13 protein-coding genes are annotated in these 12,704 nt (G+C 57.3%); 9 read left to right on the top strand and 4 right to left on the bottom strand.

Translation table 11 applies throughout. The annotated features are described in order from the left end of the window. Positions 1-7: 7 nt before the first annotated feature. Together rlmH and IEX44_RS06855 are read left to right on the top strand one after the other, a co-directional pair. A complete protein-coding gene (gene rlmH / locus IEX44_RS06860; RefSeq protein ID WP_188690870.1) occupies positions 8-478 on the top strand; it encodes a 23S rRNA (pseudouridine(1915)-N(3))-methyltransferase RlmH in 471 nt (156 codons plus the stop codon). Between the two features lie 10 nt (positions 479-488). Beyond that, the gene (locus IEX44_RS06855) at positions 489-1,088 is read left to right on the top strand and encodes a Maf family protein (RefSeq protein ID WP_188690867.1); all 600 of its coding nucleotides are present in this window, start codon (positions 489-491) and stop codon (positions 1,086-1,088) included. A 115-nt stretch (positions 1,089-1,203) separates the two neighbouring features. On the opposite strand, the gene trhA is transcribed toward IEX44_RS06855, so the two are convergent. Next, positions 1,204-1,821 (bottom strand): PAQR family membrane homeostasis protein TrhA, encoded by a 618-nt coding sequence (gene trhA, locus IEX44_RS06850; protein WP_188690864.1) that lies wholly within the window; start codon positions 1,819-1,821, stop codon positions 1,204-1,206. A gap of 259 nt (positions 1,822-2,080) precedes the next feature. Then, a complete protein-coding gene (locus tag IEX44_RS06845) occupies positions 2,081-2,962 on the bottom strand; it encodes a phosphoribosylaminoimidazolesuccinocarboxamide synthase (protein ID WP_188690861.1) in 882 nt (293 codons plus the stop codon). 172 nt (positions 2,963-3,134) lie between these two features. On the opposite strand from IEX44_RS06845, the gene IEX44_RS06840 reads away from it, so the two are divergent. Continuing rightward, on the top strand, positions 3,135-3,764 hold the full coding sequence (locus IEX44_RS06840; RefSeq protein ID WP_188690858.1) for a LysE family translocator: 630 nt from the start codon (positions 3,135-3,137) through the stop codon (positions 3,762-3,764). 49 nt (positions 3,765-3,813) lie between these two features. Here IEX44_RS06840 and hslU read toward each other — a convergent pair whose 3' ends face one another. Then, the gene (gene hslU, locus IEX44_RS06835) at positions 3,814-5,142 is read right to left on the bottom strand and encodes an ATP-dependent protease ATPase subunit HslU (RefSeq protein WP_373287772.1); all 1,329 of its coding nucleotides are present in this window, start codon (positions 5,140-5,142) and stop codon (positions 3,814-3,816) included. A 163-nt stretch (positions 5,143-5,305) separates the two neighbouring features. Between hslU and yedA the strand changes: the two genes are divergently transcribed. The 6 genes from yedA to IEX44_RS06805 all read left to right on the top strand — a co-directional run bounded on the left by yedA (position 5,306) and on the right by IEX44_RS06805 (position 11,584). Continuing rightward, positions 5,306-6,175 (top strand): drug/metabolite exporter YedA, encoded by an 870-nt coding sequence (gene yedA / locus IEX44_RS06830; protein ID WP_188690855.1) that lies wholly within the window; start codon positions 5,306-5,308, stop codon positions 6,173-6,175. A gap of 233 nt (positions 6,176-6,408) precedes the next feature. Beyond that, positions 6,409-7,335, top strand: coding sequence for a sulfate adenylyltransferase subunit CysD (cysD, locus tag IEX44_RS06825; RefSeq protein WP_188690853.1), 927 nt, complete (start codon positions 6,409-6,411; stop codon positions 7,333-7,335). A gap of 33 nt (positions 7,336-7,368) precedes the next feature. Further along, positions 7,369-7,662 carry a YciI family protein gene (locus IEX44_RS06820; protein WP_188690850.1) on the top strand — a complete coding sequence of 98 codons (294 nt, stop codon included), beginning with the start codon at positions 7,369-7,371 and terminating at the stop codon, positions 7,660-7,662. A 37-nt stretch (positions 7,663-7,699) separates the two neighbouring features. Further along, positions 7,700-9,130 (top strand): sulfate adenylyltransferase subunit CysN, encoded by a 1,431-nt coding sequence (gene cysN / locus IEX44_RS06815; RefSeq protein ID WP_188690846.1) that lies wholly within the window; start codon positions 7,700-7,702, stop codon positions 9,128-9,130. 107 nt (positions 9,131-9,237) lie between these two features. Further along, positions 9,238-10,440 carry a lipopolysaccharide biosynthesis protein gene (locus IEX44_RS06810; protein ID WP_188690843.1) on the top strand — a complete coding sequence of 401 codons (1,203 nt, stop codon included), beginning with the start codon at positions 9,238-9,240 and terminating at the stop codon, positions 10,438-10,440. A gap of 70 nt (positions 10,441-10,510) precedes the next feature. Then, entirely contained in the window at positions 10,511-11,584 is a 1,074-nt protein-coding gene (locus IEX44_RS06805; RefSeq protein WP_188690841.1) for a glycosyltransferase family 4 protein, read from the top strand. A 20-nt stretch (positions 11,585-11,604) separates the two neighbouring features. Here IEX44_RS06805 and IEX44_RS06800 read toward each other — a convergent pair whose 3' ends face one another. Next, positions 11,605-12,540 (bottom strand): glycosyltransferase family 2 protein, encoded by a 936-nt coding sequence (locus IEX44_RS06800; RefSeq protein WP_229678806.1) that lies wholly within the window; start codon positions 12,538-12,540, stop codon positions 11,605-11,607. Between the last annotated feature and the right edge of the window lie 164 nt (positions 12,541-12,704).

Below are 12,704 nucleotides of genomic sequence, written 5' to 3'. Positions count from 1 at the left end.
AAACACCATGAAACTCATCATCATTGCTGTCGGGCACAAAATGCCCGGCTGGATCGAAGACGGCTTTGGCGAATACGTTAAACGCATGCCGCGTGAATTCGCCATCAGTCTGGTCGAACTCAAACCAGACAAACGCTCAGGCGGGCGCACGCCACAACAAGTGATGGCGGAGGAAGCTGAGCGTATCCTGGCCGCCATTCCACAAGGCGCACGCGTGTTTGCGCTGGATGAACGCGGTGCCAACTGGACCACCATGAAGCTGGCCGAGAACATGAAGAACTGGCACACCGACGGGCGCGATGCGGTCTTCATCATCGGCGGAACAGATGGACTGGATCCCTCCGTCAAACAGCGCGCAGACCAGCTATTGCAGTTATCTGCCATGACCCTGCCGCACGGGATGGTGCGCGTGTTGCTGGCTGAGCAGCTCTATCGTGCGTATTCCATCCTGCACAATCACCCCTATCACCGTGAATGAGTTTGTCCCGATGACTAACACCCAGATTGACCTTTACCTGGCCTCCGGCAGTCCGCGCCGCAAAGAATTGCTGGCCCAAACCGGTGTCACTTTCGAGCGCATAGCCGCGCCAGTCGATGAAACCCCGTTGCCGGGCGAGAAGGCGCGCGATTACGTGCTGCGTCTGGCGCACGCCAAGGCGGAAAGCGGCTGGCAGGCGATGATTGCGCAAGGCATGCCCGTGCGACCGGTGCTGGCGGCGGATACGACGGTCGTGCTGGGCGATGCCATCCTTGGCAAACCAGATAACGCGGTTGATGCCACACGCATGCTCAAAATGCTGTCTGGTTCCAGTCATGAAGTGCTGACCAGTCTGGGACTACGCCATGCCGGTGGTGTTGAAGTGGTGCTCTCGACCAGTGTGGTGCACTTTGCAGCGCTGAGCGATGCGCAGATTGCCGACTATGTGGCCAGCGGTGAGCCGATGGATAAAGCCGGCTCTTACGGCATTCAAGGCCGGGGCGGGTTGTTTGTTGCGCGGCTAGAGGGCAGTTTTACAGGGGTGATGGGGTTGCCCCTGCACGAGACGGCTGCCTTGCTGGCTAGATACGGGATGGGGTTTCTGGCCTGAAACCAGTTTTTCCGGGGCCAGTGCCGGGTGGGATGAACCGCTGTCTCTTAGCGGGAAACCCGCAAAAAAAGCCGCCCAATCAGGCGGCTTTTTCTTGTCTGGGCGTGAACAATCCTCACCCGACATATCCAAAAATACTGATGAACTGGCACAGACTCCCCGCCAGTACAAACAAATGCCAGATGCCGTGGAAGTGTTTCACCTTCTCATCAAACAAAAAGAAGATGATCCCCACGGTGTAGATGATCCCACCCGCGGCCAGCCAGTAGAAACCTACCGTCGGCAGCGCCGCCATCAGCGGTTTGAGCGCGAAAACGACCATCCAGCCCATCGCCACGTAGATCAGCATGGAAAACAAACGGGTTCGCTTGCCGATCAGCATTTCCTGGATGATGCCAATGATCGCCAGCGCCCAGTTCGCGCCAAATAGCGTCCAGCCCCACGGGCCGCGCAAAGTGACGAGCGCAAAGGGCGTGTAGCTACCGGCGATCAACAGGTAAATCGCGCAGTAATCCAGTTTCTGGAACACCGCCTTGGCCTTGCCGCGCAGGCTGTGATACAGCGTGGAAATGGTGTACAGCAACACCAGCGTGCTGCCGTAAATGGCAGTGCTGACCACCTTCCAGGCATCGCTGTGCATGCTGGAGTACACAATGAGCAGCACCAGGCCGATGGTGGACAAAATAGCGCCAGCGAGGTGGCTGTATCCGTTGAACCGTTCTCCGCGATACATGGCTAAACCTTGTCTTCTCGTTTCTTGTTGGCGCTAAGTTACCCCTTCCCTTTCCGGGCGGGTTGGTATTTATGCGGAGCGCATGCCGCAGTACAGCATTGTGGTAAAAGTTACCCTGGAACTGGCATCTTTTTACAGTGATTTATCTGGATTAAATATAAGCGAACACTGCATTTGATCTAGCGCATTTTCATCCAACCGGGCGATTGCGCAAAAACAAAGGGCCCATCTGGGCCCTTTGTTCGTTAGCTGTCGCGGTTTATTCGCCGGTCAATTTGTCGAGTGCTTCGCGGTACTTGGCGGCGGTGCGATCTGCCACGTCTTGCGGCAGCGTCGGGGCCGGCGGGGTCTTGTTCCAGCCCACGGATTCAAGCCAGTCGCGCACAAACTGCTTGTCATAGCTGGGCGGGTTGCTGCCTGGCGCGTACTGATCGGCCGGCCAGAAACGGCTGGAATCCGGGGTCAGCGCTTCATCCATCAGGGTCAGCGTGCCGTGTTCGTCCAGGCCGAACTCGAACTTGGTATCTGCAATGATGATGCCGCGCGTCGCAGCAAATTCGGAAGCCGCCTTGTAAAGCTTGATCGCCGTGTCACGCACTTGCGCAGCCAGATCGGCACCGATCAGCTTTTCTACTTCTTCGAACGAGATCGGCTCGTCATGATCACCCACCGCAGCCTTGGTGGATGGGGTAAAGATGGGTTCCGGCAGCTGGTCGGCCTCGACCAGACCCGCGGGCAGGGCAATGCCGCTGACCTTGCCGGTGGCTTTGTAGTCTTTCCAGCCACCACCAACAATATAACCACGCACCACGGCTTCTACTGGCACGGGTTTCAGACGCTTGCACACCACGGCGCGGCCTTCTACCTGGGGAAGGTCTGCCGCGCTGACCACGTCTTCCGGTTGATCGCCGGTGAAGTGGTTGGGCACCAGACCATCAAATTTGGCGAACCAGAAGTTGGAGATCGCGGTCAGGATCTTGCCTTTCTCAGGGATTGGCTCGTTCAGGATCACATCAAACGCAGAGAGACGGTCTGTGGCGATCATCAACATGCGTTGGTCATCAATCTCATACAGATCACGCACTTTGCCCGAGTAAATCTTCTTCAGGCTGGTAAGGTTGGTGCTCGTCAGTCCGGTCATGAAAGGCATCCCTGCGCTGGCAAAAATGCGAATTATGCCTGTATCTGTGGGCTACGGGCAGCGCAGATGCATATCCCGCCTGACAAGAGGGTGTGCGTGCGCAAGGTTTGGCGTTGGCAAAACAGCCACGTAAAATGCAGCGCAGATTTCCCACCCGACACTGAGGCCCGCCATGTGGCTTGAACCGCAACAATTTCTCGGCTTTCTGGCCGCCGCCATGCTCATTACGGTTTCGCCGGGGCCAGACAACCTGATGGTGCTGGGGATTGGCATTTCTCGCGGCCGCAAGAACGGCATGGCGTTTGGATTGGGGTGCGCACTGGGCTGCATCAGTCATACCATTCTGGCGACCTTGGGCATCAGCGCGCTGATTGCGGCCAGCCCGATCGCGTTTACCGCACTTAAAGTGGCCGGCGGTTTGTATCTGATCTGGCTGGGGATTCAGGCGTTGAGAAGCCGGGGCGGGGCGAAAGTTGCGCAAGAGAACGCCCTCAAGGACTCTGCCTGGCGCTTGTTCGGCAAAGGCTTGTTTGCCAATGCTATCAACCCGAAAGTAGTGCTGTTTTTCCTGGCGTTCCTGCCGCAGTTTGTGATGGCCAGTCATGGCGGTGTGGCGCTCCAGACGTTGCAACTGGGGTTGGTCTTTACCGCGCAAGCAGCGATATTGTTTGGTTTTCTGGGATATTTTTCTGGCGCCGTGGGGCAGTGGTTGAACCGCCGCCCGCGCGCAGGGTTGTGGCTGGATCGCATCGCCGGGACCATTTTTGTTGCCCTTGGCCTGAAGCTGCTGGTGTCTCGCTAATCAAAAAGGCGCCATAAAGGCGCCTTTTTGATGGCAGGTGAGCGACCAGTCAGAGCATGTAGCGCGACAGGTTCTCGTCTCCCACCAGCTTGCCCAGCTTGGTGTTCACCGCTTCGGCATCAATCTGCACCGCGCCGGATTTCGCCTCAAACGAGAGATCCTCCAGCAGTTTTTCCATGACTGTCGACAAGCGTCTTGCGCCGATATTCTCGGTGCGCTCGTTCACGCTCCAGGCAATCTCCGCAATGCGGTGCAATGCTTCGTCATTGAATGACAGCTGCACGTCTTCCGTCGCCAACAACGCTTCGTACTGCTTCATCAGACACGCATCGGTCTCGGTCAGGATGCGTTTGAAGTCGTCGACCGAGAGCGACGACAGTTCGACCCGAATCGGAAAACGTCCTTGCAGTTCCGGAATCAGGTCAGACGGCTTGGCCAGATGGAACGCACCAGATGCAATAAACAGGATGTGATCGGTCTTGATCATGCCGTACTTGGTGGTCACTGTCGTGCCTTCCACCAGCGGCAGCAAATCACGCTGCACCCCCTGGCGGCTGACTTCACCGGCAGCGCCTTCGGCCCGGCTGGTCACTTTGTCGATCTCATCGATAAACACAATGCCGTTTTGTTCTACGGCCTTGAGCGCTTCCGCGCGGGCTTCTTCTTCGTTCACAAGCTTGGCGGATTCTTCTTCCACCAGGAACTTCATGGCCTCGGTGATCTTCAGCTTCTTGGTACTGGTCTTGCCGGCCATGGCGCCTTTGAACATGTCCTGCAACTGGCTGGTGAAGTCTTCCATCCCCGGCGGGCCCATGACATCCATGGTTGGCGCGGCGGTGGCGATCTCGATCTCGATTTCCTTATCGTTCAACTGACCTTCACGCAGCATCTTGCGGAATTTCTGGCGGGTTTCCTTGCCGGCATCGTCCAGTTCCGGATTCGGTGCAAACGGGCCTTTGGGCGGGCGTGGCACCAGAACATCCAGAATGCGGTCTTCGGCGGCGTCTTCAGCACGCACGCGGTTGCGGGCCATGGCGCGGTCACGCGCACCCTTGACGGCGATCTCGGTCAGATCACGAATGATGCTGTCGACATCCTTGCCCACGTAGCCGACTTCGGTGAACTTGGTGGCTTCTACCTTGATAAATGGCGCATCGGCCAGTTTGGCCAGGCGACGTGCAATTTCGGTCTTGCCCACGCCTGTCGGGCCAATCATGAGAATATTTTTGGGGGTGATTTCATGGCGCAGCGGCTCGGCCACCTGCTGGCGGCGCCAGCGGTTACGCAGCGCAATGGCGACAGCCTTCTTGGCCTCTTTCTGGCCGACGATGTGTTTGTCCAGCTCATGCACGATTTCGTGCGGGGTCATGGTCGTCATAATGAGTATCCGTATCCTTGATGCTTCTAACAGGTCTGGATTCAAGGTTCAGGCTGTAGTGGCGTTTTTCAAGGCCGGCTGTACCCTGCGGGAAATGGCAATAAAGCGCATGATGGCGGGCCCGCTGTGGCGATCCAGCCGCCGGGTTCTCCGGTTTATCCTCATGTCGCAAGCTCGCTCCTCCGCTCTGATCTTCTGTCTCTTTATCGTTTACGTGGTCTGGGGCTCGACCTATCTGGCCATTCGTATTGGCCTGACTGGTTTTCCACCACTGATTCTGGCCGCCATTCGCATGACCACTGCCGGGGTACTGTTGCTGAGCTGGTTCCGGCTGCGTGGTGTAGCGTGGCCGGGCCTGCGGCAGTGGCGCAATGGCGTAATCATTGGCGCGATGATGATGAGCGTCGGCAATGGCTTTGTGTGTCTGGCGGAACAAAGCGTGCCCTCCGGTCTGGCCGCGCTGCTTGTTGCCAGCGGGCCAGTGTTTGCGATCCTGTTCGGCTGGTTGTTTGGCACGCGTCCCAAAGTGCTCGAATGGCTTGGCGTGGGTCTGGGGCTGACCGGGGTGGCACTGCTGAACCTGGACGCGACAGCTGCCGCCAGCCCCGGTGGCGTGATCCTGGTGATCATCGCCGCCGCGACCTGGTCGTTCGCTACCATTTTGCAACGCCGGCTGGACATGCCCAAAGGCGGGATGTCTGCAGCCGTACAAATGCTGGGTGGCGGTGTGGTGTTGTCCATCATGAGTCATGCGTTGGGCGAACACCTGCCCGCGCATGTGCCGGCGGCCAGCCTTGGCGCATTGCTGTACTTGATCACCTTTGGCTCCATCGTGGCGTACAGCGCGTTTGTGTACGTCATCAACAACTCTCGCCCCGCGCTGGCGACCAGCTACGCCTACGTCAACCCGGTGGTTGCTGTGTTGCTGGGCGCAGCGTTTGCCGGTGAATCCATCAGCTTGCCGCTGCTGGGCGGGATGGCGGTGATTCTGGGTGGGGTGGCGTTGATTGTGTGGGCACATGCCCGCAAGTAATGTTCATACAGGGTGCACCACCGACATACGGAGACCATCCTGAAACGACTCAACCCAGTACTGGCGCGCCCTGCAGCGGCATTTCCATATCGTTATAACGATTGAATCTTTCTTGATGCCAGTCGTTCCGGTACATTCAGCCGCTTCACTAGCACGATCGTGGGCTTCATGCGCCCGCTTCGTGCCCAGAACAGCGCCCCGGTGCGCATCCACTCAGGTATAGCAAAGCAGCAATGACAGGCATTAGCGAAGCGAGGCTGACTCACCTCAAGCAACTGGAAGCCGAGTCGATCCACATCATCCGTGAAGTGGCCGCCGAATTCGAAAACCCGGTGATGCTTTATTCCATCGGTAAAGACTCCGCCGTCATGCTGCATCTGGCCCGGAAGGCGTTTTTCCCCGGCAAGCCGCCGTTCCCGCTGATGCACGTGGACACCACCTGGAAATTCCAGGAAATGTACAAACTGCGTGAAAAACAGCGTGAAGAAGGCTGGAACCTGATTACCTACGTGAACGAGGAAGGCGTCAAAGCCGGCATCAACCCGTTCACCGCCGGTAGCGCCAAGCACACGGACGTGATGAAAACCCAGGGCCTGAAGCAGGCGCTGGATAAATACGGTTTCGATGCCGCCTTTGGCGGCGCTCGCCGCGATGAAGAAAAGTCCCGCGCCAAAGAACGCGTGTACTCCTTCCGTGACAAAAACCACCGCTGGGATCCGAAGAACCAGCGTCCGGAACTGTGGAACATCTATAACTCGCGCATCGACAAAGGCGAGTCGATTCGGGTGTTTCCGCTCTCCAACTGGACTGAGCTGGACATCTGGCAATACATTTTCCTGGAAAACATCGAGATCGTGCCGCTGTACTTTGCGGCCGAGCGTCCGGTGGTGGACCTGAATGGCACGCTGGTGATGATCGATGACGATCGCATCCTGCGGTACCTGACACCGGAACAGAAAGCCAGCATCGAAACCAAGTGGGTACGGTTCAGAACGCTGGGCTGCTACCCGCTGACCGGTGCAGTGGAATCGCACGCGCAGAACCTGACCGAGATCATCCAGGAAATGCTGCTGACGAAGACCAGCGAGCGCCAGGGCCGGGTGATTGACCATGATTCGTCAGGGTCGATGGAAAAAAAGAAGATGGAAGGCTACTTCTGAGCGAGCGCTCAACAGAATTTAACGGGACCATTCATGGCTACCTTCGTCTTGCTGCTCGAATACGTGGGCTCGATGGAAGAAATCGATGCATTGATTCCGGCCCACATTGCCTTTCTGGAAAAGCACTACGCCAGCGGCGTATTTCTGCTTTCCGGGCGGCAAGAGCCGCGAACCGGCGGTGTGATCCTGGCGCGGGCCAGTTCACGCGATGCCATCGAAGCCATTGCCATGGATGATCCCTTTGCCATTGCCGGCGCGGCCCGTTACCGCGTGGTGGAATTTTTGCCGACGCGCGCCGCGCAGTCGCTCTCGTTTTTGACCGCCTGACGCGCAGGCGCAGCGTAAATACTGGATAACGTATCGTATGTCTCACCAATCTGACCTGATCGCCAGCGACATCCTCGGCTACCTGAAACAGCACGAGAACAAGGATCTGCTGCGCTTTATCACCTGTGGCAACGTCGATGACGGCAAGTCCACGCTGATCGGCCGTCTGTTGCATGACTCCAAGCTGATCTTTGAAGACCAGTTGGCCGCTATCGCCAAAGACAGCAAGAAGTACAACACTACCGATGAAGAAATCGATCTGGCCCTGCTGGTCGATGGCCTGCAAGCCGAGCGAGAGCAAGGCATTACCATCGACGTGGCCTACCGCTACTTCAGTACTGACAAGCGCAAATTCATCATTGCCGACTGCCCGGGCCACGAGCAATACACTCGCAATATGGCGACGGGCGCATCGACTTGCGACCTTGCGATCATCCTGATTGATGCCCGCTACGGCGTGCAGACCCAGACTCGCCGCCACAGCTACATTGTGTCGCTGCTGGGCATCAAGCACGTGCTGGTCGCGGTCAACAAGATGGACCTCGTGGACTTCTCTGAAGCGCGCTTCAATGAAATCCGCAACGAATACCTGGCCTTTGCCAACCAGCTGGACATCGCCGACATCCGCTTCGTGCCGATCTCTGCCCTGCGTGGCGATAACGTGGTCAGCGCCAGCGAGCGCACGCCGTGGTACGAAGGCGGCACGCTGATGAGCTTGCTGGAATCGGTCGAGATTACTCGTGACGCGCGGCTGGATGCGTTCCGCCTGCCAGTGCAGTACGTCAATCGCCCTAACCTGGATTTCCGCGGCTTCTGCGGCACCATCGCCGCTGGCCAGATCAAGCCGGGTGAGGAAGTGCTGGCGCTGCCGTCCGGCAAGCGCAGCAAAGTCAAAGCCATCGTGACCTTTGAGGGCGACCAGCCCGTTGCCTATGCCGGTCAGGCCATTACGCTGACGCTGGAAGACGAAATCGACGTCAGTCGTGGCGACATGCTGATCCGCTCGGGCGATGTGCAGCCGCAAGTCAGCCAGTCGTTCGACGCCCACGTGGTGTGGATGAATGAATCCCCACTGCAAGCCGGCAAGGAATACCAGTTCAAGCTGGCTGGCAAGAGTGTCTACGGCCGCGTGCGTGATATCCGCCATCGTATTGATGTGAACACGCTGGCACACAGCCCGGCAGAAAAACTGGCCCTGAACGAAATCGCCCTCGTCACCATCGACACGACCGCACCGGTGGCGTTTGATGCTTACACCCTGTGTCGCGGCACCGGTAGCTTCATCATTATTGACCGCCTGACCAACGCCACTGCAGCGGCGGGGATGGTGGTGGGCGTGGCGACATCAACACTGGCGCTGACTGATGAAGAACGCGTTGCTGCTTTGACTGTGGAGATCCAGGCTGCTGCTGAGCGTTATTTCCCCGGAGAGTCCTTGCAAAGCGTGTTGGCCCGGATCACCTCCTGACCGGCAAGCCAGACCTGTCTTCCGCTGTGCATTGTGAACAAGCCCGTTTCAAGCGATGATGCGGGCTTGTTTTTTTATATCCACCGGTTGTATATCGCGGAGAAAGCATGCTCGGGCGTTCGGTTTCGATCCAGTTTTTGTCGAACGTGCTGGCCGGCGGCATTTCTTTTCTGTTTACGATGTGGGTTGCCCGCGTTAGTGGTCCTGGCGCGTTTGCTGACTACAGCTTCTACTTCTCCATTGGGTCTATTGCTGCAGTCTTGATGGATGGCGGCTATCACAAGGTTCTGCTGCGCGACAGCGGACAGCCCCGGCAAGCCATCCTCTCTGCTCAACAACTGGCGGCCGCCGCATCGGGTCATGCCTCTCTGGTCTTGGTGATTGCGCTGGGTTTGGCCGCGCTGCTGGGCAAACAGAGCGCCGCAGGTATTGGCATCGCGCTGGTTTATTTCTTTCTGTTTATTCAGGGACAGTTTGTTTCGTCCATGTTGCGCGGGCAAAGCCGGTTTAGCCTGGAGTCGGGCTGGAGCGCGTTATTACGTGTTTCGGCTGTGGTTGTTCCGGTGCTGGCATGGTACAAGCTGCGCATTGGCACCCCGGAATTTTTGCTGGGCTGGTCTGCCGCAGGCTTTCTATTTGCCTTATTGCTGATGGTAAGACCGCTGGATGCCACAGGTTTGCTGCGCCCGCGTTTGATGCTGGGTCTGGCACTCACTGCCTTGCCTTACTTGCTGATGGATCTGGCCGCGATGGCCAATTTCCGTACAGACGTGATGGTATTGAAGTTGCTGCATGCAGATCCCCAGCAGGCCGGACATTACCTTGCCGCTGCCAGAGTGTACGAAGCGCTGGTTTATCTACCCGCCGGGCCGCTGTTTGTGCTGACCGTCCGGCTACGTGAACGCTCAGATCTGGAAAGCACCGCTTTTCTCAAGGTGATTACGATCGGTGTCGCGTTGGCTGCGATCATCGCCTGTGTCATCGGGTTGATCGCGCCCGTATTAGTCCCGTTATTGTCGGGGGCGGAGTATCAGGCCAGTAGCGATTACCTGCGAGTTTTGCTTTTAGGGCTGTTGTTCCAGTACCCGGCGTTGTTAATGCTGGCGATTGGCGTCGCCGGGGAGCGTACCTGGCGCTACGTGTTGATACTGTATGCATCAGTGTTGATCAACGGACTGGCGGGCGTGGCGCTGGTAGGCCATATCGGGGTGATGGGTGTTGCCTGGGCAAACGTGATTGCCCAGGCCGTGCTGGCTATCGGTTTTTTTGCCGCTTTCCTCATCCAGGCCAGGTCTGGCCAGCACGCGTAATTAGTCCCTCATGAACGCGCGATGATCTGATGGTTTTCATCCGTTTTTTATCAATTCTGGATTTTTTATTGTGCGTGTGTTTATCAACGGCCGCTTTCTGACTCAGACCATCACTGGCGTGCAGCGTTATGCCTGGGAGTTGACGCGTGCTTTGGCGCCGCTGGCCAAAGAACGGGGCATCGAGCTAACCATCTTGATGCCCGATACCGGGCGACCGATATCCGTTGATCTGCCCGTTGAAGTTATTCAGAAGGGTCGCTGGGGTGGGTATTTCTGGGAACAACTGATCCTGCCATGGATCTCCCGGAAGGGGTTGCTGGTCAATCTGGGCAACGTCGCGCCGGCCGCGCGCACTAACCAGATCGTGCTGGTATACGACGCTGCGGTCTGGTGTATTCCGCGCACCTACAAATGGCATTTCCGGACTTTGTACAAACTGCTTATTCCATTTGTGGGCAAGCGTGCACGTGGCGTGGCTTCCATTTCGCACAGCGCAGCAGCGGATATCAGCCGGTATGCCGGGGTGCCGCTGGACCGCATTACCGTATTGCACGCAGGTGCTGAGCATATCCGGCGGACGCAAGCCTCGACCACGTATGTCCGGGAACAGGGGCTGACGAGACCTTTTGTACTGGCCGTTGGCAGTATGAGTCCGAACAAGAATTTTGATGCAATCATCCGGGCTTTCAGCCTGATTGATGCCTCGGGATTTGACCTGGTGATTGCGGGTGGGGTTGATCCATTGGTGTTTGCCGGCAAGCTGGGATCATTTCCTGACCATGTCCGGTTTGTTGGTCGCGTAACCGACGCCGAACTCAAAGCGCTTTATGAACATGCAGCGCTTTTTGTGTTCCCATCATTCTATGAGGGGCTGGGCTTTCCGCCGATGGAAGCCATGCACTGCGGTTGTCCGGTACTGTTATCCAATATCCCTGTTCTGCTTGAAGTCTATGAAGGCGCAGCAGCGTTCTGTGATCCCTCGAATGATGAGGATATTGCCCGTCAGATTGCCCGATTGATGGATGAGCCGGAAACCCGCGCCGTGCTTGCGCAAAAAGGCGCGGCGCTCGCACAGACCCGCAGTTGGGAGACGGCGGCCCGCGAGCTATTGACTCTGATAGAGCGCATCACGCCGCAGCGCTGAAACCGTGCGGCGCGCTGGTTTCAGTCTGGCTGGCGTTGAAATAACGGGATCGAAAGGTAAAACAGGCGCTTGGTATCGTGTCGGGCCTTGCGGGTCAGGTCGAGAATCAGACCGCAGGTGAGCGAGAAAATCGAGATCACGCCAATCAGCCCTGCCAGAATCGCGGACGGAAAGCGCGGGACCAGACCCGTTTCAAGGAAGTTGACGATGATGGGGACGCCGATCGCCATGCTCAACATCACCAGCAAGCCGGTGATGATGCCAAAGAAAAACAGAGGTCGTTCATCCTTGAATAGCTTGAGGATGGTCCAGAGGATGCGCCAGCCATCGCGGTAAGTATTGAGTTTGCTGGTTGAGCCGGAGGGCCGTTCTTTGTAGTGGGTTTTCACCTCGCCAATGGGCATGGCCAGTTCCAGCGCATGCACCATCAGTTCGGTTTCCAGCTCGAACCCCACGGAGAGTAAAGGAAAGCTTTTGACAAAGCGGCGCGAAAGCACCTTGTAGCCAGACAACATGTCGGTGGTCTGGCGGCCGAACAAAATACCAACGGTGTTTGTCAGTACTTTGTTACCCAGCGTATGACCGGGCCGATACGCTTCTTTATTCTGATGAACCCGGGCGCCATTGACGTAATCCAGGCGCTCATCGACCAGTTTGTCCACCATGGTCCGCGCCGCCATTGCATCGTACGTATCGTCGCCGTCGACGAGCAGATAGATATCGGCTTCAATATCGGCAAAGGCACGTCGCACTGCATGTCCTTTGCCCTGGCGGGTTTCCGTGCGTACCAGAGCACCGGCTTCCTGCGCATATTGGGCGGTGAGATCCCTCGAATTATTGTCGTAAACGTAAATCTGCGCGCCGGGCAGCGTATTGGCAAAACCACGAACGACATTGCGGATCGTTAATTCTTCGTTATATGCGGGAATAATGACCGCGATCCTGGGGTGATTCACCGACTGCTCCAGAGTTGATCTTGCCGGGCTATCAAATCGCCGGACTTTTGTTTGCGGGTTTGCCAGCAACGCGCCAAATGCCTGACCCATTATCGAAAGCCAGGCGGGCAGCGGGGCTAAGATATAACGCGCAAAATACCTGGCGCAATAAAAAAACGCATGTA

The organism is Silvimonas amylolytica (assembly GCF_014645555.1).
Classification (GTDB): domain Bacteria; phylum Pseudomonadota; class Gammaproteobacteria; order Burkholderiales; family Chitinibacteraceae; genus Silvimonas; species Silvimonas amylolytica.
The sequence above is the reverse complement of the archived record's forward strand: the minus strand, read 5'-3'. Positions and strand labels throughout refer to the sequence as shown.

Bases quoted from the DNA above. Each gene is read 5' to 3' on its own strand.
- rlmH (WP_188690870.1), top strand. From the start codon at position 8: ATGAAACTCATCATCATTGCTGTCGGGCACAAAATGCCCGGCTGGATC.
- IEX44_RS06855 (WP_188690867.1), top strand. From the start codon at position 489: ATGACTAACACCCAGATTGACCTTTACCTGGCCTCCGGCAGTCCGCGC.
- trhA (WP_188690864.1), bottom strand. From the start codon at position 1,821: ATGTATCGCGGAGAACGGTTCAACGGATACAGCCACCTCGCTGGCGCT.
- IEX44_RS06845 (WP_188690861.1), bottom strand. From the start codon at position 2,962: ATGACCGGACTGACGAGCACCAACCTTACCAGCCTGAAGAAGATTTAC.
- IEX44_RS06840 (WP_188690858.1), top strand. From the start codon at position 3,135: ATGTGGCTTGAACCGCAACAATTTCTCGGCTTTCTGGCCGCCGCCATG.
- hslU (WP_373287772.1), bottom strand. From the start codon at position 5,142: ATGACGACCATGACCCCGCACGAAATCGTGCATGAGCTGGACAAACAC.
- yedA (WP_188690855.1), top strand. From the start codon at position 5,306: ATGTCGCAAGCTCGCTCCTCCGCTCTGATCTTCTGTCTCTTTATCGTT.
- cysD (WP_188690853.1), top strand. From the start codon at position 6,409: ATGACAGGCATTAGCGAAGCGAGGCTGACTCACCTCAAGCAACTGGAA.
- IEX44_RS06820 (WP_188690850.1), top strand. From the start codon at position 7,369: ATGGCTACCTTCGTCTTGCTGCTCGAATACGTGGGCTCGATGGAAGAA.
- cysN (WP_188690846.1), top strand. From the start codon at position 7,700: ATGTCTCACCAATCTGACCTGATCGCCAGCGACATCCTCGGCTACCTG.
- IEX44_RS06810 (WP_188690843.1), top strand. From the start codon at position 9,238: ATGCTCGGGCGTTCGGTTTCGATCCAGTTTTTGTCGAACGTGCTGGCC.